26 protein-coding genes are annotated in these 22,903 nt (G+C 35.1%); 14 read left to right on the top strand and 12 right to left on the bottom strand.

The window, feature by feature from the left end:
* The first annotated feature begins 52 nt into the window (after positions 1 to 52).
* Positions 53 to 253: a recombinase family protein gene (locus tag AC6H33_RS09020; RefSeq protein ID WP_497604553.1), complete on the top strand. Its 201-nt coding sequence runs from the start codon at positions 53 to 55 to the stop codon at positions 251 to 253.
* A 20-nt stretch (positions 254 to 273) separates the two neighbouring features.
* Here the strand turns inward: AC6H33_RS09020 and istB are convergent, their stop codons facing one another.
* Positions 274 to 1,080 carry an IS21-like element helper ATPase IstB gene (istB, locus tag AC6H33_RS09015; protein WP_497604552.1) on the bottom strand — a complete coding sequence of 269 codons (807 nt, stop codon included), beginning with the start codon at positions 1,078 to 1,080 and terminating at the stop codon, positions 274 to 276.
* Positions 1,071 to 2,177, bottom strand: coding sequence for an IS21 family transposase (gene istA, locus AC6H33_RS09010; RefSeq protein ID WP_497604551.1), 1,107 nt, complete (start codon positions 2,175 to 2,177; stop codon positions 1,071 to 1,073). The genes istB and istA overlap by 10 nt, the downstream gene beginning before the upstream one ends.
* A 118-nt stretch (positions 2,178 to 2,295) precedes the next feature.
* Between istA and AC6H33_RS09005 the strand changes: the two genes are divergently transcribed.
* A complete protein-coding gene (locus AC6H33_RS09005) occupies positions 2,296 to 2,511 on the top strand; it encodes a hypothetical protein (RefSeq protein WP_497604550.1) in 216 nt (71 codons plus the stop codon).
* 432 nt (positions 2,512 to 2,943) lie between these two features.
* Here AC6H33_RS09005 and trpA read toward each other — a convergent pair whose 3' ends face one another.
* Together trpA and AC6H33_RS08995 are read right to left on the bottom strand one after the other, a co-directional pair.
* Positions 2,944 to 3,684: a tryptophan synthase subunit alpha gene (gene trpA, locus AC6H33_RS09000; protein WP_497604549.1), complete on the bottom strand. Its 741-nt coding sequence runs from the start codon at positions 3,682 to 3,684 to the stop codon at positions 2,944 to 2,946.
* Positions 3,681 to 4,109 carry an Hpt domain-containing protein gene (locus AC6H33_RS08995; RefSeq protein WP_497604548.1) on the bottom strand — a complete coding sequence of 143 codons (429 nt, stop codon included), beginning with the start codon at positions 4,107 to 4,109 and terminating at the stop codon, positions 3,681 to 3,683. Before AC6H33_RS08995 ends, trpA begins: the two co-directional genes overlap by 4 nt.
* Positions 4,110 to 4,161: 52 nt before the next feature.
* Between AC6H33_RS08995 and panB the strand changes: the two genes are divergently transcribed.
* Genes panB through AC6H33_RS08980 form a run of 3 tightly spaced genes read left to right on the top strand, consistent with a single transcriptional unit; the run spans position 4,162 to position 7,015 of the window.
* Positions 4,162 to 4,953 carry a 3-methyl-2-oxobutanoate hydroxymethyltransferase gene (gene panB, locus AC6H33_RS08990; RefSeq protein WP_497604547.1) on the top strand — a complete coding sequence of 264 codons (792 nt, stop codon included), beginning with the start codon at positions 4,162 to 4,164 and terminating at the stop codon, positions 4,951 to 4,953.
* Positions 4,954 to 4,961: 8 nt separating this feature from the next.
* Positions 4,962 to 5,975, top strand: a complete 1,014-nt coding sequence (gene ruvB / locus AC6H33_RS08985; RefSeq protein ID WP_497604546.1) for a Holliday junction branch migration DNA helicase RuvB — start codon at positions 4,962 to 4,964, stop codon at positions 5,973 to 5,975.
* A complete protein-coding gene (locus AC6H33_RS08980) occupies positions 5,972 to 7,015 on the top strand; it encodes an AI-2E family transporter (RefSeq protein WP_497604545.1) in 1,044 nt (347 codons plus the stop codon). Before ruvB ends, AC6H33_RS08980 begins: the two co-directional genes overlap by 4 nt.
* Before the next feature lie 2 nt (positions 7,016 to 7,017).
* On the opposite strand, the gene AC6H33_RS08975 is transcribed toward AC6H33_RS08980, so the two are convergent.
* A complete protein-coding gene (locus AC6H33_RS08975; RefSeq protein ID WP_497604544.1) occupies positions 7,018 to 7,902 on the bottom strand; it encodes a lipid A biosynthesis lauroyl acyltransferase in 885 nt (294 codons plus the stop codon).
* A 118-nt stretch (positions 7,903 to 8,020) separates the two neighbouring features.
* On the opposite strand from AC6H33_RS08975, the gene AC6H33_RS08970 reads away from it, so the two are divergent.
* The 7 genes from AC6H33_RS08970 (at position 8,021) to AC6H33_RS08940 (ending at position 14,182) form a co-directional block, all read left to right on the top strand.
* Complete coding sequence (locus AC6H33_RS08970) at positions 8,021 to 8,926, top strand: PDC sensor domain-containing protein (protein WP_497604543.1); 906 nt, start codon at positions 8,021 to 8,023, stop codon at positions 8,924 to 8,926.
* Positions 8,923 to 9,534 (top strand): imidazole glycerol phosphate synthase subunit HisH, encoded by a 612-nt coding sequence (hisH, locus tag AC6H33_RS08965; RefSeq protein ID WP_497604542.1) that lies wholly within the window; start codon positions 8,923 to 8,925, stop codon positions 9,532 to 9,534. Before AC6H33_RS08970 ends, hisH begins: the two co-directional genes overlap by 4 nt.
* Before the next feature lie 9 nt (positions 9,535 to 9,543).
* Positions 9,544 to 10,254 carry a 1-(5-phosphoribosyl)-5-[(5-phosphoribosylamino)methylideneamino]imidazole-4-carboxamide isomerase gene (hisA, locus tag AC6H33_RS08960; protein ID WP_497604541.1) on the top strand — a complete coding sequence of 237 codons (711 nt, stop codon included), beginning with the start codon at positions 9,544 to 9,546 and terminating at the stop codon, positions 10,252 to 10,254.
* An 80-nt stretch (positions 10,255 to 10,334) separates the two neighbouring features.
* Positions 10,335 to 10,709 carry a chemotaxis response regulator CheY gene (locus AC6H33_RS08955; RefSeq protein WP_497604540.1) on the top strand — a complete coding sequence of 125 codons (375 nt, stop codon included), beginning with the start codon at positions 10,335 to 10,337 and terminating at the stop codon, positions 10,707 to 10,709.
* The gene (locus AC6H33_RS08950) at positions 10,709 to 11,542 is read left to right on the top strand and encodes a 50S ribosomal protein L11 methyltransferase (protein WP_497604539.1); all 834 of its coding nucleotides are present in this window, start codon (positions 10,709 to 10,711) and stop codon (positions 11,540 to 11,542) included. Before AC6H33_RS08955 ends, AC6H33_RS08950 begins: the two co-directional genes overlap by 1 nt.
* 2 nt (positions 11,543 to 11,544) lie before the next feature.
* Positions 11,545 to 13,539 carry an ATP-dependent zinc metalloprotease FtsH gene (gene ftsH, locus AC6H33_RS08945; RefSeq protein WP_497604538.1) on the top strand — a complete coding sequence of 665 codons (1,995 nt, stop codon included), beginning with the start codon at positions 11,545 to 11,547 and terminating at the stop codon, positions 13,537 to 13,539.
* Positions 13,529 to 14,182 (top strand): phosphatidylserine decarboxylase, encoded by a 654-nt coding sequence (locus AC6H33_RS08940; RefSeq protein ID WP_497604537.1) that lies wholly within the window; start codon positions 13,529 to 13,531, stop codon positions 14,180 to 14,182. The genes ftsH and AC6H33_RS08940 overlap by 11 nt, the downstream gene beginning before the upstream one ends.
* 6 nt (positions 14,183 to 14,188) lie before the next feature.
* Here AC6H33_RS08940 and AC6H33_RS08935 read toward each other — a convergent pair whose 3' ends face one another.
* The 3 genes from AC6H33_RS08935 to AC6H33_RS08925 are packed head-to-tail and all read right to left on the bottom strand — an operon-like array spanning position 14,189 to position 18,756.
* Complete coding sequence (locus AC6H33_RS08935) at positions 14,189 to 16,534, bottom strand: tetratricopeptide repeat protein (RefSeq protein WP_497604536.1); 2,346 nt, start codon at positions 16,532 to 16,534, stop codon at positions 14,189 to 14,191.
* Positions 16,535 to 16,584: 50 nt separating this feature from the next.
* Positions 16,585 to 17,832, bottom strand: coding sequence for a serine--tRNA ligase (gene serS / locus AC6H33_RS08930; RefSeq protein WP_497604535.1), 1,248 nt, complete (start codon positions 17,830 to 17,832; stop codon positions 16,585 to 16,587).
* Positions 17,833 to 17,844: 12 nt separating this feature from the next.
* Complete coding sequence (locus tag AC6H33_RS08925) at positions 17,845 to 18,756, bottom strand: methylenetetrahydrofolate reductase (RefSeq protein WP_497604534.1); 912 nt, start codon at positions 18,754 to 18,756, stop codon at positions 17,845 to 17,847.
* 54 nt (positions 18,757 to 18,810) lie between these two features.
* Between AC6H33_RS08925 and serB the strand changes: the two genes are divergently transcribed.
* Positions 18,811 to 19,434: a phosphoserine phosphatase SerB gene (serB, locus tag AC6H33_RS08920; RefSeq protein WP_497604533.1), complete on the top strand. Its 624-nt coding sequence runs from the start codon at positions 18,811 to 18,813 to the stop codon at positions 19,432 to 19,434.
* Positions 19,434 to 19,754: a hypothetical protein gene (locus AC6H33_RS08915; protein ID WP_497604532.1), complete on the top strand. Its 321-nt coding sequence runs from the start codon at positions 19,434 to 19,436 to the stop codon at positions 19,752 to 19,754. Before serB ends, AC6H33_RS08915 begins: the two co-directional genes overlap by 1 nt.
* A gap of 1 nt (position 19,755) precedes the next feature.
* Here AC6H33_RS08915 and AC6H33_RS08910 read toward each other — a convergent pair whose 3' ends face one another.
* The 4 genes from AC6H33_RS08910 to rpsF all read right to left on the bottom strand — a co-directional run bounded on the left by AC6H33_RS08910 (position 19,756) and on the right by rpsF (position 22,847).
* The gene (locus AC6H33_RS08910) at positions 19,756 to 21,480 is read right to left on the bottom strand and encodes a hypothetical protein (protein ID WP_497604531.1); all 1,725 of its coding nucleotides are present in this window, start codon (positions 21,478 to 21,480) and stop codon (positions 19,756 to 19,758) included.
* 107 nt (positions 21,481 to 21,587) lie between these two features.
* A complete protein-coding gene (gene rpsR / locus AC6H33_RS08905) occupies positions 21,588 to 21,851 on the bottom strand; it encodes a 30S ribosomal protein S18 (RefSeq protein WP_325334070.1) in 264 nt (87 codons plus the stop codon).
* Between the two features lie 26 nt (positions 21,852 to 21,877).
* The gene (locus AC6H33_RS08900) at positions 21,878 to 22,378 is read right to left on the bottom strand and encodes a single-stranded DNA-binding protein (protein ID WP_497604530.1); all 501 of its coding nucleotides are present in this window, start codon (positions 22,376 to 22,378) and stop codon (positions 21,878 to 21,880) included.
* A gap of 52 nt (positions 22,379 to 22,430) precedes the next feature.
* Complete coding sequence (gene rpsF / locus AC6H33_RS08895) at positions 22,431 to 22,847, bottom strand: 30S ribosomal protein S6 (RefSeq protein WP_497604529.1); 417 nt, start codon at positions 22,845 to 22,847, stop codon at positions 22,431 to 22,433.
* Positions 22,848 to 22,903 lie beyond the last annotated feature (56 nt).

The following is a 22,903-nucleotide window of genomic DNA, read 5'->3' as shown; positions in this document are numbered from 1 at the left end:
ATAGTAGATTTTTATATGTCATAAATACTAACTTCAACACAAAGGATTTAGTATGAATGTAGGTTATGCAAGAGTTTCTACTTCCAGCCAAAATCTTGAGAACCAGATAAGTCAACTCAAGATTTCCGGCTGTGAAAAGATTTTCTCAGAAAAAAGATCTGGAAAAAATGAAGCAGATCGTGAACAGTTTAACATCATGATGTCAACGGCGGAGTTAAATTCGGCAGATTTTCGTAAAAAATATTACGAATAGTAACCTTAAGCAACGACGGTTTAATCTCCTCCTTTTACTGATTTTTCCTCTTTAAACTTATATAAGTCTGAATTGACTACTCCTTCATCTTTTTTCTCTTTTAAACGATACGAATCCCCAAGTATATTTATGACGTGTGAATGGTGTAGTAATCTATCCAGTATAGCAGTAGTCACCACTTTGTCATTCGCAAATATACCGCTCCATTGACTAAACACCAAATTTGACGTAACGATGGTTGCTCCTCTTTCGTATCGTTTGGAGATTACTTGAAAGAAATGGTGAGCGTCCTCTTTACTCATTGGGAAATAACCTATTTCGTCAATTACAAGGAGTGATGGTGCCATAATAGCTTGACGAATAAAAGAGTCGTAGCGTTTCTCTTTTTTGGCATTACTCATTTGCATAATCAAATCAGAAATGGTAATAAACCGAGCTTTAATCCGTTTTTGCACTGCCCCGTAGGCAAGAGCAATAGCTAAGTGGGTTTTACCCACACCTGATTGCCCAAGAAGGATAATATTCTCGTTTCGTTTTACAAACTCCAGTGTAGCAAGTTCTTCAACTTGTCTTCGATTAACCCCTACGGTAAAGTTAAAATCAAACTGTTCAAGTGTTTTTATAGTGGGAAACCCCGCCATTTTTGTAAGGGTAATTCGAGAGCGTTTAGCTCTATTGTCAGATTCAAATTTGAGCATCTCATACAAATATTCACTGTATTTCCAGTTCTCTTTTGCAGCACGATTACTAAGCTCATGGTGCATCTCGCCAAACGTATTTAATTGTAGCTCCCGACAAAGCGTTTCAATCTTGGTGATTAGTTCCATAGAGCTCCCCCTATAGCGTATGCAGGCACCACAAGATAGGCAACGGCGGGTATAAACTCATCATAGCGTTGTAAGTCGCGGTTGGGAATATGGATGGTAATTCTATTGGATGTTTGGCTATTTTTTGATACACTTTGAGCTGTAGCTTTTGTTGGGTGGACACCGCAATAAGGCTTAGGTAGAGGATGCAACTGCGATTGCTCCTCTGCCAACAAGTCAAATGGTTTATATAAGGTTGTTTGATGTACTCTGGAGTTAGCTGTAAAATCCAACCAATCCATAACTGCTGCATTGGCGTTCTCCAAGCTCATTTTATACCCCATCATTGAGAGTCTTACTTTAAAAATATTGTGAAAACTGTATCTGAAATAGTGGTTAAATCTTTCTACTTTTCCCTTTGTTTGCGCACGATATGGCTTGCAGACTTTAAGTTCCATCCCACAGTGTTTTTGGGCAAAGTCTCGAAACTGTTCATTGAATTTATGCTTACCAAATCCATAAGCGTTACGCTTAGTGATAACCGTCTTCATATTGTCATAGAGACCCTCATGGGGCACTCCGCCAAAGTAGCTAAATGCGTTCATATGGCACTTAATAAGCGTCTCTACTTTTTCATCACTCACATATTCAACATACGATGTTCTGGAGTATCCCATGGTAGCTACAAACGCAGATAAGCCATCTTTTGGAAACTCTACCCAATCCACTTGCATCTGCTGGGCTTTTTTTGTTTCAAATCTCACAAGAGGCTCTTCATCTTTGACCTTTTGACGAAGCTCATGTCGTGATATGATATCCTTCATCCAACGAAGGCTTCCTCTGTAGCCTATCTTTTGAATCTCATCATAGATTGCAGTGTTTGGTATTGCAACACCAAGCTTGTGTGCCTCTTCCAACATTCTGGCAATGTTTGGAAGATAGGGATCTACTGTAGTCTCTACCGCCTCTCTTTTTATAACGGGAATGTAGCCTTCTGGCAGCTTTGCGTATTTGGCAACAGTATCTCTGTTGATACCTAATTTTCGTGCAACAGCACTTTTACTAAGCCCATCTTTGAGCATTTTATGAATCATTTTTACTTCACCTTTTTTAAGCACTTATCCCCTTTCAACTTTTTGAAAAGAGACTTTAACAAAATTAATTTGTTTCTTTAAGCTTTTGGTTGTAAAAACTACTTTTTAGCAGCTTTTCATACTGCCCATTTTAACTCCGCCGTTGACAGCATTAGCAGTTCTAAAATCTAATGGGGTTAAATTAGGTAGAAAAAAAGGTCAAATAGTATCCAGCAAATACGATCCATTTAAAGATAAAATCCAAGAACTTTATAATCTTGGATTATCTTCTGCAAAAATACTTAAATTTTTAGATGTTCAAGGAACTCAACAGAGTTTAGCAAATTATATAAAAAATAAAATAGTTGAAAATGTTTAACATAATAAAATAAATATTATTATTGAATTGATTCATCAAAATTTAATTAAAAATTTGTAATACTTTGTAATACTTTTAAAAAATAGGAAAAGATAAAAATATTTTGAAACCCATAAGTTATGAGTGTTGCTGGTATTTTGTTATTTTTAGGGCTAAATTGCGGTACCAGCGGTCACACGTTCGAATCGTGTCGGGCGCACCATACTTTCCACTTTTAAATCCATAATTTTCATCTAATTTGAATTTACAGAAAAAATAAAATCGCCAATTCTAATATCAAAATTTGTTTCAGTAGCGATATTAAGTGCAGTATCAGCGATGTTTATATCAGGTTGTTCGGGAGCAAATGTAGGGTCTGAAATGAGAGTGTCAGACGCCAATTCAAATTAGATGAAAATTATTAAAATTTCTAAAATAGAGATTCTGAAAACTTCAACTATTTATCTCATCTTTTAAAATCTTAGCAAGTTCACTACAGTTGTTGATTTTCTCTTTATAACCTAGAGTTTCATTTAAAAGTATCTCCACAAAAGCACTTCCTACTATTACGCCATCTGCGCCTTTTACTTTATCTCTTGCAGTTTTTTTATTTACACCAAAACCTACATATATTGGAGTCTGTGTATACTCTTTTATATTTGATAAAATTGGCTGTAAATCTTCTGCTACCCCTGAACCAGTGATTCCTGTATAAGCTACCATATAGATAAATTTTTTAGACTCTTTAACTATCTGCTCAATTCTCTCTTTAGAATCTGTCGGTGCTACAAAACTGATATTTGAGAGTCCATTTACATCAAACAAGTCATTATATGCAAGACTCTCTTCATGCGGTAAATCTGGGATTATAAATCCACTTAGTCCAATCTCTTTTGCAAATGGGAGTAATTTTTGCATATCTTGTTGATAAAAACTATTAAAATATCCCATCCACAGAGTATCTATTTTTGGTGCAATTTCTTTAGAAATTTCTATAAGGTCTCTAAATTTAAATCCAGATTCAAGTGCTCTTTGGTTTGCTAACTCTATTAAAGGGCCATCTGCTACTGGGTCTGAAAACGGCACGCCTAGTTCAAGTGTATCAACACCATTTTGACTTAGTGCCAATGCTAGATCAATACTAAAAGATTTTTCTGGATAACCAGATGTGATATACGCTACTAATTTTTTCAATTGCTTTCCAAGTCAGGTAATTTGAGTAGAGAAAATTTTATATGGCTTAGTTCGTTATCAAGTTTTAAATCATTTTTCCAAGCATTAAACATATCGCTAATTTCAAGTAGCCAGTTTATAGTCTCTTCATTAACGCCTGAATGCTTTGTTCTGATATTATCAAGTGCATCTTCTACAAAAGTTGCAAGTTTTGCCATTTGAGTAATCTTTAAGTAGCTAGAAGCTGATTTGATATTGTGAAAAACACGAAAAAGCTCATTAATGCTTTGTTCATACATGTTTGGTTTTGATAAATCTATAATCATGACATCCATAGAATCAACCATCATAGAGTAGTGATCAAAGAACTCATCAACTATTTCATAATCAAAAGTAGAATCTAAATCACTTCTAGCACCCATAAAATATTTCTCCCCTAAGTCCAAAATTATATCTATTTTTAGTTAAAATACTTTTTATTAAAACAAAGAGTTGAAAATGGCAAAAAAAATGACAATAACTTCTATCAAAAAGAGCAAAGGGCAACATCCTTTAGTGATGATAACTGCTTATGATGCTATTTTTGCAAGACTTTTAGAGCCAAGCGCAGATATGATTTTAGTAGGCGATAGCTTAAATATGAGCTTTGCCGGAAGAGAAGATACTCTAAGTGCAACACTCTCTCAGATGATATATCATACAAATGCTGTTGCGAATGGCGCGAAAAATAGTTTTATAATTTGTGATATGCCTTTTGGAACTTATACAAATAAAGAGGACGCCCTAAAAAACAGTATCAAAGTTTTTCAAGAGTCGAGTGCTGATGCTCTAAAGATAGAAGGCGGAGAAGATAAGGCTGAAATAGTTAGCCATCTTTGCTCAAATGGAATTGCTGTGTGCGGACATATAGGGCTTTTACCACAAGCTTTTAGAAGCGAGGGCGGTTATAAAGTAAAAGGAAAAACTAACGAAGAGAGAGACCAACTCATAATAGATGCCAAAGCGATAGAGAGAGCTGGTGCTTTTTGTATGGTTATTGAGGGTGTAAAGTCTGACGTGGCTGCCGAAGTTGCTGCATCTGTAAAGATTCCAGTTATCGGAATTGGTGCAGGTAAAGATGTGGATGGGCAAGTCCTTGTATTTTCTGATATGCTCGGGCTCTTTGAGGAGTTTACGCCAAAGTTTGTAAAGAAGTACCTAGATGGTGCGTCTTTAGTTAAAGAGGCATTGAAAAATTATGCTGATGAGGTTAAAGCAAGAGAGTTTCCTCAAGATATTCATACTTATTAAGAGAAGATATGCAGAGATTAGTTGAAATAGAGCGTTTTGATTGTGAAGAGGGTGTAGAGGTTACTCTGCGCCCCAGTGCTTGGAATGAATATATTGGGCAAGAACAGATCAAAAAAAATCTCGGTGTTTTTATAGAGGCTAGTAAAAAAAGAGCAGAGGCGCTTGACCATGTTCTTTTTTATGGACCTCCAGGGCTTGGTAAAACAACCTTGGCACTTATAATTGCAAATGAGATGAACGCAAATATAAAAGTAACAGCGGCTCCAATGATAGAAAAAAGTGGAGATTTAGCAGCGATTTTAACAAACTTAGAAGAGGGTGATGTACTTTTTATAGATGAAATTCATCGTCTCTCTCCAGCTGTTGAGGAGATACTGTACTCCTCTATGGAGGATTTTCGTATAGATATCATCATAGGAAGCGGTCCAGCTGCTCAAACTCTAAAGATAGACCTTCCACGCTTTACTCTCATCGGTGCGACAACGAGGGCTGGAATGCTCTCAAATCCACTTCGTGATAGATTTGGAATGAACTTTAGAATGCAGTTTTACTCACCAGAAGAACTCTCAAAAATAATTTCTCAAGCATCAAACAAACTAAATAAAAAAATAGCAGATGAAGCGTGTGTAGAGATAGCAAAAAGAAGCCGAGGAACTCCACGCATAGCTCTTAGACTTTTACGACGTGTAAGAGATTTTGCAGATGTTGCAAACGAGAAAGATATACTCCATTCAAGAGCACAATACGCACTAGATGAGCTTGGTATCAACTCTTACGGATTTGATGAGATGGATATAAAACTTTTAAATCTTTTAGTTGGAGCAAATGGCAGAGCGATGGGGCTTAGCACAATCGCAGCGGCTCTTAGTGAAGATGAGGGGACTGTTGAAGATGTTGTAGAGCCTTATCTTATAGCAAATGGTTATCTTGAGAGAACTGCAAAAGGTAGAAAAGCGACACCTTCGACATATAAAATATTAAATGTTACAATGCCAACACTGGACGATGGAGGTCTTTTTTGAAACCACAATATTTTGTAGCAATACTTTTTGCAACATCGCTTTATTGGATGTACCTTCTTTATGCACCATTTTTGCTCGGAATTATTATCGCTGCGCTTTTAGCAATCTCTACTTCAAATATTCAAAATTTCTTTGAAAAGATATTAAAGTCAAAGTTTCTAGCTGCACTATCTTCTAGTATTTTACTAGCAGTTCTGTTTTTTGTACCACTTGGATATTTTTTAGTAACTTTGAGTATTCAACTAAATAGTGTGGACCCTGAAGTTTTTAGAAATATAGAGATTACAATAAAAGATTTTTTAGCAGATCCGCCAGAGTATTTTCTATTTTTAAAGCCATATATAGATAGTACGATACAAGATATTAGTATTAACTCTATTGCTTCATATATATTCTCAATTACAGGAAGTATTGGCTCTTTAAGTGCTGCTTATCTGAAAAATGCATTTTTAGTGATAATTTTCTACTTTTTTGCTCAATACAGTGGTGGTTTTATAATTGATTTATTAAAAAGAGTTGTTCAAATGTCAGTTGATGAAGCATCACTTCTGGCAAAAGAGTTATCTTCTGTAATGAGTGTCGTTTTTTACTCTATCATTATCAATGCAATGTTTCAGGGAATACTATTTGGTATAGCTATATCATATATGGGCTACAATGGGCTTCTTTTTGGCATCATGTATGGCTTTGCTTCTCTTATTCCAGTAGTTGGAGGCGTTTTGATGTGGCTTCCATTTACATTATATGAGTTTTCTATGGGAGAGAGTTCAAATGCAATTTTTATTGCACTTTACACTGTTGTAGTGATTTCAATAGTAGCTGATACATTTATTAAACCATTGATTATTAAAGAGCTAAATATAAGACTTTTAAAAGAGGATGATGCAAAAATGAATGAGCTTATTATCTTCTTTGCAATTATCGCGGGACTTAGTACTTTTGGTTTTTGGGGTATGATTTTAGGACCTGCAATTACAGCGTTTTTTCTCACTATTCTTAAGCTTTTTGAGGCGAGAACTAAAGAGTGTGAGTCTACGTAACTCTACTTTTTATAGATTTGAGGATAGCTGCTTTTAAATCTTCTGTGTATCCAAAACCAAAATTTTGGCTCATCAAGTATAAGCTTTGAGAGCCAGTCTGTTTGGAGTTGAGTAGCTACTCTTATATCCTCTTTCTCATCATCACTTTTTTGCACCTCTATCTCATCAAAAAATATTAAAGTGTAGTTCTCTTCATCATCTGTTTTTATACTTACTGGAATAATTGCAGCGTTGTATTTTCTAGCCAGATAAGCAGGAGTAGCTGTTTGGTGTACTTTTTTACCTAAAAAGTCTACTTCAATACCCTCTCTTTTATTTATGGCAGTGTCTATTAGTATCCCACAAGCTTGTTGATTTTTAACAATTTTTATAAGAGGTTTTATAACGTTTGATTTCTCTAAAGAGTTATTGCCAAATTTTGAGCGAGACTCTAATACCCAGTTTTGATAATCCAAGTTTTTCATCTTTTTAAATATAGCATATACACTCTCAACAGAGTTTCCAATTACAGAAGCCCCTAGCTCCCAAGCACAGTAGTGAGAAGTGATATAAATGACAGCTTTTCCCTCTTTATGAGCTTTTTGGACAGCTTCTATATTTTTTATAGTTACTTTTCTCTCAAGTTCCTCTTTGCTCATATGTCTAAGCTCCATAAGGTGCAAAAAGTTAAGAAGTAGATTTCTAAAACTGTATTTGATAATCTTTTTCTTCTCTTCTTTGCTTATAGAATCTTTATAGACAAAATCTAAATTGATAAAGCCTATGTTTCTGTATCTAGATGAAGCATAATAAGCAATGTGCGCTAAAGAGGTGAAGAAGTTTTTTCTCATCTTTTTTGGTAAAAGCATTAAGATTTTTTCTAATAGTAAAAATAGTTTAAAGCCCATAATTGTTAAATAACTCCCTATTGTTTGAAGATTTATTATATCAAATGATAGTGTATAAAACCAATTATTATTATCCCTTTGGTATAATTGCGGCTTAATAATAAAAGGCATATTGCACATGACGGCATCAGACATACAAAATTTTTCCGACGGTAGAACAAAAGCAAGAGCTTATTTCTGTTATCTTTTTTCTAAAAATATTCAAAATAGAATGCCATCTTTAACACAAGAGATGGCGATGATAGGTCTTTTAAAGACCAAAGAAGATTTAGAAAAATGTGAGGGCGTCTATCTTCTAGACAACAGAGGAGTACAGGTTTCCCCAACTTTTACATCAACAAAAAGAATAGATGAAGATGCTGGAAGAATAAGAGCTGAGAGAGCGTACTACTACCGAGCCGTAAAAGAGGGCAGATGTACCATAACTGACCCATATCCATCGCTTATAACTGGAGAGTTGACTGTTACAGTCTCTCAGCCAGTTTATGACGATAAAGGAGAGTTGAAATACGTTGCATGTCTTGATATGCCTCTTGATGAGGTTGTAAAAATCTCACGTTCAACGATTCTTGATAAGTTTTTTCTATCTTTATTTAGATATTCATATGCAGCGTTTGCATTTGCATTAATTTCAGTAGCGCTTCTTCTCTTTATAAAAGGTGTTCAGAGCTTTTTTGTATATGAGATTTCTCCTGACCATTTCCAAATCAAAGATGTATTTGAAGCAACAATTTTATTAACACTTGCTCTTGCAATTTTTGATTTGGCTAAAACACTCATAGAAGAGGAGATTTTGGGGAGAAGCAAAGATAATAGCATCTCAGGCCCACACAAGACAATGGTAAGGTTTTTGGGTTCAATTATCATTGCACTATCCATAGAAGCACTGATGCTAGTATTTAAGTTCGCAATAACAGACCCAGAGAAGATACTATATGCAATGTATATTATTTTTGGTGTTGCAATGCTCTTAATTACTCTTGCGTTTTATATAAAATTTACAAAATTAAAGCTTGAAGAATGATAGCAATAGTTGATTATAACATGGGAAATTTAGCAAGTGTTCAAAATGCGTTTGCTAAATTAGGGGTACAAACAGTTGTCGAGAGTGACCCAACAAAATTTAAAGAGTATGATAAGCTTATACTCCCAGGAGTTGGTGCTTTTGGTGATGCGATGGCGCATCTAAGAGAGAGAAATATGATAGATGCGATAAAAGAGTTTGCAGGAAGCTCTAAGCCTATTTTAGGGATATGTCTTGGAATGCAACTGCTTTTTGAGAGTTCTGAGGAGTTTGGAGTGCATGAAGGCTTGGGGCTTATTAAGGGCAGAGTAGTAGCATTTGATTCATCTAAATTTGAAGAGGCTCTAAAGGTACCGCATATGGGTTGGAACAGAATGTTTACAAAAGTTCACCCTCTATTTGAAGGCTTAGATAAGGAACATTATCTCTATTTTGTGCACTCTTATCACGTTGTTTGCGACAATGAAGAGGATGCTATCGGCAGAACTTTTTATGGGTATGAGTTTACATCAGCAGTTGCACACAATAACATTATGGGGATTCAGCCTCACCCAGAAAAAAGTCATGAAAATGGACTTAAGATATTAGAAAATTTTACAAAAATATAGGAATTTAAAATGACTCTATACCCAGCGATTGATTTAAAAGACGGCAAAGCGGTAAGACTTACAAAGGGTCTTATGGATAGCGCTAAGATATATTCTGATGAGCCATGGATGCTTGTTAAAAAGTTTGAAGAGATGGGGGCGGAGTGGGTTCATTTAGTTGACTTAAATGGAGCTTTTGCAGGAGAACCTAAAAACTTAGAGCAGATTATAAAAATTAGACAAAACTGTAATGTTAAGCTCGAGCTTGGCGGCGGTATTCGTGATGAAGAAACCATCAAAAAAATGATAAAAATTGGAATAGATAGAATTATTTTAGGCTCTATAGCTGTAAAAAATCCTAAATTTGTAAAAGAGATGGCAGCAAAATACCCAATAGCAGTAGGCATTGATGCAATAGATGGATTTGTAGCCGTTGAGGGTTGGGGCGAAGTGAGCGCTATGCGTGCTACTGATTTGGCAAAAGAGTTCGCAAATGCTGGAGTTAAAGCTATAATCTGTACAGATGTATCAAGAGATGGAACACTTAGTGGTGTAAATGTTGAGTTTACTAAAGAGATAGCAAATGCTTGTAAAATCCCAACTATTGCTAGTGGTGGTGTAAAAGATGAGAGCGATATAGAAGCTCTTATAGCCGCTAAAGGAATAGATGGAGTTATCATAGGTAAAGCCTATTATGAGGGCACACTTGACTTACCTAAGATGTTTAAAAATCTTAGTTAGGCATTGCTTAATCATAAAATAAATAAAATTTAGGTATTATTATTGCTTAATTTGCAAATATTTATAGAAAAGGATTTCATTTGAAATTACTTGTTGTTGATGACAGTTCTACGATGCGTCGTATAATAAAAAATACATTACAGAGACTTGGCCATAAAGATATACTTGAAGGTGGGGATGGTGTTGAAGGCTGGAGTGTTTTAGATAGTAATCCTGATGTTGATATGCTTATAACTGACTGGAATATGCCAGAGATGAATGGTCTTGAACTTGTTAAAAAAGTTCGTGCTGATGCTCGTTTCAAAGACCTTCCAATTATTATGGTAACAACTGAAGGTGGCAAGGCAGAAGTTATTACTGCATTAAAAGCTGGTGTAAACAACTATATTGTAAAACCATTTACTCCTCAAGTTTTAAAAGAAAAACTTGGTGCAGTTATGGGCATTGACGTGTAATGCAAGAGCATTACTTTGAATTAGTTATTAAAGTCTCTTCTCATCTTCCTCTCTTCTCAGATTTCTTAGCAGATACATTACCAGTTGGCTTTGAAGAGATAGATGATGGTTTTATCATTAGAAGTGAAGATGAATTAGATACGATAATATGGGGATTGGAACAGTTTAGAGAAGCTCTTCAAAAATCTACTGGCGACGTGATAGAGTTAGAGTATAAACAGACTAAACTCAAAAATAGTGACTGGGTAAAAGTTTATCAAGATAGCATTCAACCACTTTGTATAGATAAATTTTATATCCACCCAACATGGGATGCTCCAGATGCAAATTTAATAAATATCGCAATAGATCCAGCATTGGCATTTGGAACAGGACACCATCCAACAACAGCCTCAGCACTCAGAGCAATTGCTAAATATGTAAAAAAAGATGACAGAGTTTTAGATGTTGGATGCGGAAGCGGGATTTTAGGTGTTGCAGCTATAAAGCTCGGCGCAGTAGTTGATGCTTGTGATACAGACATCGCATGTGTTGAAAATAGCGAGTTAAATTCTAATCTAAATAGTGTTGTATTTAATAAACTATGGGAAGGTTCTTGTAGCTTAACTAAAGATAGCTATGATGTCGTTGTTGCTAATATCGTAGCAGATGTTTTGATATTTATAGCAAATGATTTAAAGAGTGTCGTAAGAGAGGATGGAATTCTTGTTTTATCAGGAATTTTAGAGAAATATGAATCAAAAGTTTTAAAATTTTATCAAGATTTTGAGATTTTAGAGAAGATTGCCCAAGACGAATGGGTAACTTTAATACTAAAGCAAGGTAAAAAATAGATATGCAAAATAAAGAGAACAATAACAATAATAATTTTTTCAATAAAAATCCGCTTATCACTTTTGCTATATTTTCAGTAGTGATAATTCTACTTTTCAAAGCCCTAATAGGCGAAAGTGGTTCAGGTGAAGTATCTTCAGTTGCAGGAAATAAAAGAGCAAAACAGATAAGTTATTCAGAATTGAAATCTTTAATAGAGACAAAAGGTGTAAATAAAGTTGACATTGGACAGAGTTACATAAAAGCCTACTCAGCTGATAATGCAACTCTCTACACTACAAGAATAGTGCCAAGTGATACAAGATTAACCCAAGAGTTAGATAAGCAAGGTATTGAGTACAACGGATTTAGTGAAACAAACTGGTTTACTGAGATGTTTGGCTGGCTCTTCCCGTTTTTGATTATTATCGCTATTTGGATGTTCTTTGCTGGACGTATGCAAAAAAGCATGGGCAGTGGAATACTTGGAATGGGTAACTCTAAAAAGATGATTAACTCAGAGAAGCCAAAAACTAAGTTTGATGATGTGGCTGGTGTTGAAGAGGCAAAAGAGGAAGTTCAAGAGATAGTTGACTTTTTAAAATATCCTGCTCGTTATGTTGAGATTGGTGCAAAGATTCCAAAAGGTGTTCTTTTAGTAGGAAGTCCTGGAACTGGAAAAACTCTTCTTGCAAAAGCAGTTGCTGGAGAGGCTGATGTTCCGTTTTTCTCAGTTACAGGCTCTAGTTTTATAGAGATGTTTGTTGGAGTTGGAGCTGCTCGTGTTAGAGATTTGTTTGAACAAGCAAAAAAAGATGCCCCTAGCATTATATTTATAGATGAGATTGATGCTATTGGTAAGAGCCGATCAGCTGGTGCAAATATGGGTGGAAATGATGAGAGAGAACAGACACTGAACCAACTCTTAGCTGAGATGGATGGATTTGGAACGGATACTCCTATCATAATCTTAGCTGCTACAAATAGACCAGAGATTTTAGACCAAGCACTACTTAGACCAGGACGATTTGATAGACAAGTTTTAGTTGATAAACCAGACTATGAGGGACGTATTAAAATCTTAAAGGTGCATGTTAAGGGTGTTAAAATTGACTCTGATGTGGATCTTGCTGAAGTGGCTCGTTTAACGGCAGGTTTAGCTGGAGCTGATTTAGCAAACATAGTAAACGAGGGTGCACTTTTAGCTGGGCGAAAAAACCAAAAAACTGTAACGCAAAAAGATTTATATGAAGCAGTAGAACGTGCTTTAGCAGGACTTGCTAAAAAATCTCGCCGAATAAACCCTAAAGAGAAGAAAATAGTTGCATATCATGAGAGCGGACATGCACTTATGGCTGAGACAACTATTGGTGCTAAAAAAGTATCAAAAGTTTCAATTGTTCCTCGTGGACTAGCAGCTTTAGGCTATACGCTAAATACACCTGAAGAAAACAAATTTATGATGCAACGTCATGAGCTTTGGGCAGAGGTGGATGTTCTTCTTGGAGGTCGTGCTGCAGAGCAGGTCTTTATAGGTGAAATCTCAACTGGTGCAGGAAATGACCTTGAGAGAGCAACAGATATTATTAAGTCAATGGTGCAAACTTATGGAATGAGTGATGTTGCAGGGCTTATGGTTTTAGAAAAAAGCAGACACTCTTTCTTGGGTGGTTATGGGCAATCATCTAGAGAGTACAGCAATAAGATGGCTGAAGATATGGATGAGTTTATAAAATCATCTCTACAAGAGCGTTATAAAGCTGTCTTAGAGAGACTTGAGCAGTATAGAGATGCGGTAGAAGAGATGGTAAAACTTCTTTATAAAAAAGAGAATATTAATGGAGAAGAGGTAAGAGATATTATCATCAACTTTGAAAAAGAGAATAATCTTGTTTCAAAAGTAAATATAGTTGTGGATGATATCGAAGAGGAGCTAAAGGCAGATGCAAAAATGGCTGAGGAATCAGATAGAGAAAAAAATATAAAACATGATAAAGAAGGGACGGATGAGAAATAACCTTTTACCTATCGCTAAAGAGGGATGGAATTATGTTGCAGGTGCAGTTGTTGCATTTATTATTTTTACATTTCTTGATTTTAATTTTTTAGAATTTTTAATGTTTTTAATAACAATATTTTTTATTTTTGTATTTAGAAACCCTGAGAGAGAGTATGTTCTTTATCAAGAAGATAGCGTTTCAAGTCCTGTTGATGGTGTGGTCGTCTCCATAGAAGAGCTGCATGATGATATTCATAATGGCTACAAAGTAGAGATAGACACGTCATACTTCAATGTTGCTCTTCTTAGAGTTCCATTTACTTCAACATTAGAGAGTATTCATATAACCAGAGGAGCTAGACTCTCTGCTCAAAACCAGCTTTCAAATAGCATAAATGAGAATGCAGAGCTTGTATTTTTCGATACAAAGTCATCAAATAGAATTACGGTTGTGCATAAATTAAAGCAGAGTTTCAAAGCAATTGATATTGATATTATTAAAGCTCAAAATCTTATGTACGGCTCAAGATATGGGCTTATGATAAATGGAACAACTACACTATATTTACCAGCAAATTTTAGATTAAATATTGGTCTTGGAAGTGAACTAAGTGCTTCTGAAACCCTTGTAGGTTATTTCACTAATGAGAGTAAAAAGTAGTCTTTACTATTTTTTACTCTGTGATAAACTCTTTTGTAACATTAGCTTATCCAAGTCTACGTCAAAGTCAAAATACTCAGAGTTAAAATTGTTTTTATATATCCTTGAGAGTTGAATAACAGCCCCTTCGTTATTTTTTGACTCAAGATATAAAAGTCCTAGAGCATATCTACTTTCTAAAAAATTACCATCTTTTAGTTTTGAGAGCTCCAAAAGAGCAATTGCATTTTCATGATGGTTTGCCGCAGTTGAAGCAACAGCACCTAAAAAGAGAGTTTGAGCATCTCTTACTTTTAGATTATCAATTAGATTATTGTAGAGTGTAAATGACTCCTCATAAGCTTTGTCATATAGTGATGCAAGAGCCAGTGTGCTTGTTATCTCATGTGTTTGAGATGTTGTTGCTGCCAATACTTCTTTTAAGCGTTCTCTTAAAAAATATAGTTTTCCAGTGATTAGATTTTGTTGAATATATAGATACCTTGTAACATATGCACCATAGTACAAATCAGTAAAATTAAATTTCTGAACTTTTAAATAGTTCATAACTTCATTAGCATATTTCTTATCATCAAAAGTCCCAAAAAGGGTGTCAATTTGCATTAGATGAGGAAGAATCTCATCTGGAAGAAGTGTTGTAAGTTTATTTGCTGCTTTTTGTGCTTCATCTATAGTGTTATTTTTAAGAGCAATTATAATATCAAGTGCTAGGTAAAGAGGTCTTTGCGGATAATCTTTGTCAAGCCAATCCACAGCTGATATATAGTTCTCCTCACTAATAAAAAGAAGTGTTTTGTATAAATCTATCTCTTGTGAAAATTCTTCATTTGCCATCTCATCTTTTATAATTGAGAGAAGTTTCGTGCTGTCTTTATCTATTAATTGAGAGCACATAACCGCATAGATGCCAGAGATATAATTTTTGGCATCTAAGTTATAAGAACGAATAAAGTGTTTTTGTGCGTCAACAAAATTCCCAAGTTGAGCGTATGTAAGGGCTAGATTGTAGTGTAGAGCAGAGTGTTTAGGCTGAATTTCAACAAGCTTTTGGAGCATCTCATTTGCTTCTCTGAGTTTAAATGAGAGCGCTTTTTGAATAGCTTTTATAATCCCTATATTTACACTAGAAGAAGATGCACTTTTTTCAAGATACTCTTTTGCGGAGTCAACATTATCTATGAAAATATTTGTATTTCCTTTTCGTATATAACTTATAGTCTGATTTGCATTAAAGATTTTATACGGTGAGAAGTAAAATATTTTTTGATAGGTGATAGCTTTTGAATTATTTATGGTCTCTCTATAGTGCTTTTGTGCTTGGCTTACATCAAAGAGAGACTCTTTTAGTTTTACTTTTACTGGATATGGTTTATATACCTCTTCGCCAAAAATATCCGTAGCATTTTCTATCTCTTTTGCCCCATCTTGTATCTGACCAGCTTTTAGGTTTATATATCCTATTGCTAGTTGCGCCTTCATTGGCTCTATACCGTTTTTGATTGAATTTTGAAGATATTTTTTGGCTAGTGAAAGGTCTCCTACTCTTGCATAAAGAAGTCCCAAAGTAAAGTCATCTTTCATAGAAGCACTTTTTTCTAGACTCTCAATAGCTTTTACATTATTGTCAAAAAGAGCGTTTATTTTTGCATTTAAACTATTTTGTACTACATCATATTCATTTGTAGTCGGATTATTTAGTGAGCTTAATGCTTCAATATAATTTTGATTGTAGTAGTTGATAAGCGTGTAATAATAAGAGTATAGGGGTGATGATCTCTCTTGAGGAAGATAAGCATATGCTAAATCTATATAATATTGAAATGTTGTTTTATCCTCTAAATGAAGCGCACAAACAGCGGCATTTATAGCACTTACACATCTTTGTTCATTATTTTGTATCGCTTTTGCAAATGAGCCAAGTGCTGTTTTGTATTGAGCCTCTTTAATTTGAGCAACTCCTAGATTGTATGCGGAGACTGCTTCTGAGTATTGTGCTATTTTTTCATATAAAGATAGAGCTTCATTTTTTGAACCGCTTGAATATAGATAGTCAGCTTTTGCTATCATATTTTCAATTTTACTCAGTTCAACGGGCTCTGTAATTGGTTGTTCAAGCCTATCTTCTATATGTTTTGTTGAAGTTACGGCAGGCTCTTTAGATGTTTTTAGTAGTGCAAAAAGAACAATTATGATAACAAGTAAAATAGCAATACCAACAACAATAAAGATGATTTTTTTATTTTTTTTGGATGAAGGTTCTTGATTTGATACCGAAGTCTCTGATGCACTTTTTTCATTAGCGGCATCAATGTCTTCAATAATAATTATCTCTTCTTCTAATCCATTTGCCATTATTTACCTTGAAGTTGTTTCTTTTTTAAAGCAAAAAGAGTGCCATAAAACTAGCCTAAATAGGGCTCAAGCACCTTTGGAATAGTGATACTTCCATCTTCATTTTGGAAGTTCTCCATAATAGCTACTAAAGTTCTACCAACCGCTAAAGATGAGCCGTTTAGGGTGTGAACAAATGAGTTTTTATCTCCATCTTTAAAACGGATTTTTGCTCGTCTAGCTTGAAACTCTCTAGTGTTTGAGACCGAACTAATCTCTCTATAACTGTTTTGCCCTGGAAGCCAAACTTCAAGGTCAATAGTCTTAGCTGCACCAAACCCTAAATCTCCACCGCATAATCTTACAAGACGATGAGGAAGTTCTAGCGCAGTTAGTAAGTCTGAGGCAGTTTGCACCATCTCATCAAAAATTTCATCACTTTGCTCTGGTTTTGCAAGAGAGACAAGTTCAACTTTATGGAACTGATGCTGTCTTATCATCCCTCGCGTATCTCTTCCTGCCGCACCTGCTTCTTTTCTAAAGCAAGATGTGTAAGCGGTCATTTTTATCGGGAGTTGATTTGCACCTAATATCTCATCTTGATAAAGATTTGTAACAGGAACTTCTGCGGTTGGAATTAAAAAAAGTTCTTGGTCTTGAATTTTGTATAAATCATCTTCAAATTTTGGAAGCTGCCCTGTGCCCTCTAGCGCAGCTCTATTTACAAGAGATGGTACACTAACCTCTTCAAAGCCTCTTTTTGAGTTGAAGTTAAGCATAAAGTTTATTAGTGCGCGTTCCAGTTTTGCACCCATTCCAAAAGAGACACTAAAACGGCTAGTTGCTAGTTTTACGCCTCTCTCAAAGTCTATCCAGCCATTTTGCTCAGCTAATTCCCAATGCTCTTTAGGTGTAAAACTAAACTCTTTTGGAGTGAGAACTTTTTTTATCTCTATATTGTCATTTTCATCTTTACCATCTGGAACATCATCATCTGGTATATTTGGAATTGACATTGCAAGAGCTTCAAGAGCTTCTTGTTTTATGCGCTGAATATCAAGTGCTTCAGATATTTTGATTTTATTTTCATCTACTTTTGCTTTGAGTTCAGTCGTATCTCTGCCCTCTTTTTTGTATATGCCAAAATCTTTGCTCATACTGTTTTGAGCTGCTTGAAGTGTTTCGTATTCAACTTTTGCAACTTTTAGTTCTTCATTTTTTATCTTTAAATTCTCAAGTAATTGGGCATCTACACCTTTGCGAGACAGCTTGTCGCTTATAGTTTGAAAATCTTTTTGTATTAATTTTAAATCAATCATTTTTGTCCTTAATTATATTAGTATATCACGAGCTAGTTGGAACTGATTTGCAGTCATTAAGTGAATTTTTGGATGAAGTTTTTTTAAATCTAAAAATAAATTTCTGCTAAGCTCAAAACCTACTCTATACTCTTCATCACTTCCCTTTTCATGGGCTTCTCTGAGAAGTTCTATCCACTCATCTGGTACATTTATTCCTGGAACATGAGCAGATAAAAACTGAGCAGTGCGAAGTTTTGTAATAGGAAAAATTCCTAAAATAAGTTCGGCATTTTTATTTTCATTGTTAGATGCAGTGTTTGCTGCATCTTTTAATTCAAGTAGGAGTTTCGCATTTTCTATATCATAAACTGGTTGCGTTATTATTCCAAGCGCTCCATGTTTTATCTTTTTTTGCATCTTCTTTTGAAGTGTTTTTGGATTTTTTGCATACGAGTTTACAACTGCAAAAGGGTAAATTTCAAGAGGCTGATGAGCTAAAGGTTTTCCTGCATAGTTTATACCGCTGTTAAAACAAGAGATAATATCTAAAAGAAGAGTACTGTCTGCTTCAAAGACCCCTTTTGTATGAGGTTGATCTGATATTGTTGCAGGGTCGCCAGTTAGAGCTAAAATTGCTCTTACATTAACTTCATTAGAGCCTAAAAGGTCTGATTGAAGTGCTATTTTATTTCTATCACGCATACTCATGGTTGCAATTACTGGTTTGTTAAATCTATCTTGGAGCATTTTCGCGGCAAATAGTGAGTTGTATTTTAGTTTTGCAAGAGGGTTGTCTGTTGTTGTAAAACCATCAACTAGTTTATCGAGTCCTAGCTCTGCAATTGATTCAATTATTGGCGAAAAAATAGGTGAGTGAGATGGAGTTGTCTCAAGCGTTATATATGTGTCGTTTTTTAGTTTATTTATGAGTTCATCAAACAAAAAGCATCCTAAATGGGTATAATTGCGCAATTATAACAGATAGGGAAGTAATATATGTTGAAATTAGCTGTTTTTGATTTTGATTCTACGCTCATGGATGGCGAGACGATAGATTTTTTCGCACAAGAGCTGGGACTCGGAGAAGAAGTTAGTAAAATAACCGAAGCTGCTATGAGCGGAGAGCTTGATTTTTTTGAATCACTTCAACAAAGAGTAGGGCTACTAAAGGGTCTTGAATATAGTGTAGTTGAGAGAATCAGCCAAAATCTACCATATATGAAGGGTGCGCAAGAGACGATAAAAGAGCTAAAAAGCAGAGACATGAGAGTTGTCTGTTTTAGCGGAGGATTTAGAAGTGCAACGGGATATGCTAAGAGTATCTTGGGATATGATGCTGATTTCTCTAATGTTCTTCATCATAAAAATCAAATTCTTACAGGCTTGGTAGGCGGAGACATGATGTTTAACTACTCAAAGGGCGATATGTTAGTTCGATTACAAGCTCTTTTAGGTATTAAAGAGAGTGAGACGTTAGTTTGTGGAGATGGAGCAAATGACCTCTCAATGTTTGCTCATGCTGGAAAAAGAGTCGCTTTTTGTGCAAGAGAGATACTCAAAAAAGAGGCAAATATAGTGATAGAGACAAAAGATTTAACTCAAATTTTGGAGAAGATATAGTGCTTACAAATAGTATCTGGAAACAGTATAACAGTGAAAATAGCTTTAGAGAGTTGTTGGCAAGTTTTTGCAAAATCAGCGATGTTGATTTGATAGAAGATGATAAGAGGCTTTATAATGCGCTAAAAGCAAAGCTTACAAAAAAAGAGCTTAAGCTTTTTGCAATGGATAGTGCAAACGTTAGCGATGAGACTATCAAAAGTGATTTTGCTTACAGCGATGATGAGCTACAAAATGCAAAGTTTAAGCTCTATAAAAAGCTAAAACAAGACAAAGTAAGACTAAGTTTTAGAGCAAGTAGCATAGAGGATTTTGAGTAAGCTAGTTTGATAAAATGATTTTAAAAGAGACTCTTCTTGATTTCTCTTTATCTTCATTATGTTGCACTATAACTCTCTTTGAAAAGCTAAGGCCACTACCTTTTAATAGCTCGCTTAGCCATACCTTTGTCTCTTGGTTTTGTGTGTTAAATACATAGCTGATAGTTGAAAATGATCGTTTCATAGATAGCTCTGTATTGTTTATATAACCTTTTGAAAAATCGCTACTGCCCCATTCACTTGATGTGTGCCCACTAACTTCTAGGGTGTTTAATATTTCGCTATTTTTCTTTAAAAAAGGCAAGAGTTTAGCACTGAATTTTTGTAAAAAAAGTTTTTGACTTGAAGTAAGTATAAACTCCCCAACGTTAAAATAGAGGCTTTTATCAATAAGCTCTATTGTTAAATCCTCTTTTATTATCAGTTTTTTAGCTGCAATCTCATCTCTAAAAAGGTCTAAGAGTTGAGCATAAAAAGAAGTTGTAGCTGTTTTTTTAGAGACTTGTGCCATAGATAGATTGCTGTTTAGTTTTACAATCCACATATTACTCTCTTGAGACTCTTTGTCTGTGTGAATACCAGCGACCCCGATTTGAGAGTTGTGCAAAATGCTAAGAGCATAAAAAGCATCACGTGCATCAGAGCCATAGTGCTCTTGTGTCAGCATCTTGAAGTTACTATCAAAAAGTATTGCGAGTCCGTCTGTGTTGTATGTATCCTCAACAATTCCAACACCAACTATTTTTCCATCTGAGAACTCTTTTATATCTTTTAGAACTGAGGAGTAATTTGTGTAAATGCTCTTATCAAGAAGAGTGTTTTTTTGTAAATCTATTTTGAGCAATCTTATCTGCTCTTTGTTCATATCATTTGTTTGTGAGAGCGACAGGGCAAAAGTATTGTCTCTTAATTTTACTATTTTATGAGCTGTTGTATTTTTTTCGCCTTTTATATCATAAAGCCAAATTTTTTCTCCATGCTGTGTAACCCTCAAGAGAGTTGCAGTTTTTGAACTACCGCTATGTTTTTGTCCGAGAATAACAATAGAACCATCTTCTGCTTCTGCTGCGTCAACTCCACTCTCATCTTCAGCCGAGCCATATTTTTTGCTCCATAGCATCTCCCCTTGTCTCGAAAATCTACTTAAATATATGTCGTTTAAGCCAAGACCTCCTTTAAAGAGATTCTCTGTGTCTGTTCTTGAAGTTGCAGACGAACCAATTATCAAAATACCACCATCGCGCAAGAGGTGAATTTTACTCATCTTGTCTTGATTTGGAGTTCCAAATATCTTATGAAATATCATATTTGCATTCGCATCGAGCCCAAGAACAACTAGTGAGCCATCAAGAGTGTTTCCACCTACTATATAGCCATTTTCAGGACTCTTAACTACTCCCAACGCCTCAGCAAATTGTGATAGTTTTATAGATTTTCTAAGTTCTATATCCGCGTAAGAATCTACTTTGATAAGGTGTATCAAAGAGCCATTAGAGTTTGATAAAGAAGCAAGATAGTCAAATGCATTTCTGTACACGCCATCATTAGGTTTGTCAGTACCTTTTTTATAAGGTTTAATAAAACCAACAGCGCTCATTGAGCGGTCAAAATCTTCAGTAATATCAAGAAGTGCATTATTGAAAGGTTCATCAATTATGATAGAAAATGGTACTTGTTTTGAGTAAAGAGAGGAGATTATAGTGATAATTATTAATAAATAGCGCATATTTCTACTTTTTAACTATTGTATAGCAAAAAATATTCCTAAAATAAATGGTAGTGAATTTAAAAGGGAGGAGTGTAAATGCCCAAAGATGGGCATTTAATTGAAAATTATCTTAAATTTTCAAATGGAGCAGTTACAACTGTGCTACGAGTTACAGTGTATGGAACTAATGCAGCAGCACGAGCTCTTTTTATAACAGTAGCAATCATGTCTTGGTGACGTTTACAGTTACCTGTTAAACGGCGAGGCATAATTTTGTATCTCTCTGAAAGTGAGAAGCGAAGAGCTCCTACATCTTTATAGTCCATGAAGTCAACTTTTGCTTCACAATATTTACAGTATCTTTTTTTATACTTTCTTCTTTCTGCCATGTTATCTCCTTGTGTTATCTAATATTCTAAAATGGAATTTCATCTTCATCAATGTCTATCTCTGGGATGGAACTGCTACTTGGCATCTGTTGAGCACTTGGCTTTTTATAGCTTTGTGGTTGCTGTTGATAACTAGGTTGTTGATAGCTCTGAGTTGGCTGATTTTGCTGTATCGGATAATCATCTGATGGCGCAGCAGCACTATTTTTAGAGTCTAACATCTGCATAGTTTCAACAACAACAGAGTGCTTTGAACGCTTCTGTCCGCTTTGATCTACCCATTGGTCAAAGTTAAGTCTACCTTCTACTAGGATTTTACTCCCTTTTCTAAGGTATTGGTTGGCAACCTCTGCGCTTCTAGCAAAGAATGTAATATCTACAAAACATACTTCTTCTCTCTTTTCACCATTAACGGTAAATTTACGGCTTGTTGCAAGACCAGTATTGGCAATGCCCATTCCACCTTGAGAGTATCTCAGTTCTATGTCTCTTGTTAAATTTCCAACCAAAATAACTTTGTTATACATGAATCTTCCTTCTTTGTTTAGGCGTTAGCCAATTACTGTGACGCTGTTGTTTCTACTCTTCTTCTTCTGTTTCTTCAAGTGCTGCAGGAATTACAACTTCTTCAACTTTAGCTTCACCAGCTGGTTGAGTTGCTTTTTTCTGAGCTTTTTGAACAAGTTGATTCCAAGCTGTTACTTCACGGTTAGTATCGTACTTGATAGTTACAAAACGAAGTAGCTCTTCATTTATACGAAAACGTCTCTCAATTTCGCTAATTGCCGAAGGCTCAACTGAATAGTAGATAACATGAAAATATCCACGCTCATTTTTTCCAAGTGGGTATGCTAATTTTCTCATACCCATTGCATCTCTTGCTGCTATTTCGCCACCGTTAGAAGTGATAACTTCTTCAATTGCGCTAATGTTAGCTTGAATTTCTTCAGCTGTTAATGTTGGTTTTACGATTACTAGGTTTTCGTAATTTCTCATAGAGTATAATCTCCCTTTGGTATTTCGCCCATAAAATAGGCTTTTGTTTCCCTTTC

Source organism: Sulfurimonas limnophila, from assembly GCF_059705345.1.
Note: the sequence above shows the minus strand (reverse complement) of the source record. Positions and strands in the feature narration are given on the sequence as shown.

Bases quoted from the DNA above. Each gene is read 5' to 3' on its own strand.
- AC6H33_RS08910 (WP_497604531.1), bottom strand. From the start codon at position 21,480: ATGCGCTATTTATTAATAATTATCACTATAATCTCCTCTCTTTACTCA.
- panB (WP_497604547.1), top strand. From the start codon at position 4,162: ATGGCAAAAAAAATGACAATAACTTCTATCAAAAAGAGCAAAGGGCAA.
- AC6H33_RS08935 (WP_497604536.1), bottom strand. From the start codon at position 16,534: ATGGCAAATGGATTAGAAGAAGAGATAATTATTATTGAAGACATTGAT.
- serS (WP_497604535.1), bottom strand. From the start codon at position 17,832: ATGATTGATTTAAAATTAATACAAAAAGATTTTCAAACTATAAGCGAC.
- AC6H33_RS09020 (WP_497604553.1), top strand. From the start codon at position 53: ATGAATGTAGGTTATGCAAGAGTTTCTACTTCCAGCCAAAATCTTGAG.
- rpsR (WP_325334070.1), bottom strand. From the start codon at position 21,851: ATGGCAGAAAGAAGAAAGTATAAAAAAAGATACTGTAAATATTGTGAA.
- AC6H33_RS08900 (WP_497604530.1), bottom strand. From the start codon at position 22,378: ATGTATAACAAAGTTATTTTGGTTGGAAATTTAACAAGAGACATAGAA.
- AC6H33_RS08950 (WP_497604539.1), top strand. From the start codon at position 10,709: ATGCAAGAGCATTACTTTGAATTAGTTATTAAAGTCTCTTCTCATCTT.
- AC6H33_RS08940 (WP_497604537.1), top strand. From the start codon at position 13,529: ATGAGAAATAACCTTTTACCTATCGCTAAAGAGGGATGGAATTATGTT.
- ruvB (WP_497604546.1), top strand. From the start codon at position 4,962: ATGCAGAGATTAGTTGAAATAGAGCGTTTTGATTGTGAAGAGGGTGTA.
- rpsF (WP_497604529.1), bottom strand. From the start codon at position 22,847: ATGAGAAATTACGAAAACCTAGTAATCGTAAAACCAACATTAACAGCT.
- hisH (WP_497604542.1), top strand. From the start codon at position 8,923: ATGATAGCAATAGTTGATTATAACATGGGAAATTTAGCAAGTGTTCAA.
- hisA (WP_497604541.1), top strand. From the start codon at position 9,544: ATGACTCTATACCCAGCGATTGATTTAAAAGACGGCAAAGCGGTAAGA.
- AC6H33_RS08975 (WP_497604544.1), bottom strand. From the start codon at position 7,902: ATGGGCTTTAAACTATTTTTACTATTAGAAAAAATCTTAATGCTTTTA.
- ftsH (WP_497604538.1), top strand. From the start codon at position 11,545: ATGCAAAATAAAGAGAACAATAACAATAATAATTTTTTCAATAAAAAT.
- AC6H33_RS08970 (WP_497604543.1), top strand. From the start codon at position 8,021: ATGACGGCATCAGACATACAAAATTTTTCCGACGGTAGAACAAAAGCA.
- istB (WP_497604552.1), bottom strand. From the start codon at position 1,080: ATGGAACTAATCACCAAGATTGAAACGCTTTGTCGGGAGCTACAATTA.
- serB (WP_497604533.1), top strand. From the start codon at position 18,811: ATGTTGAAATTAGCTGTTTTTGATTTTGATTCTACGCTCATGGATGGC.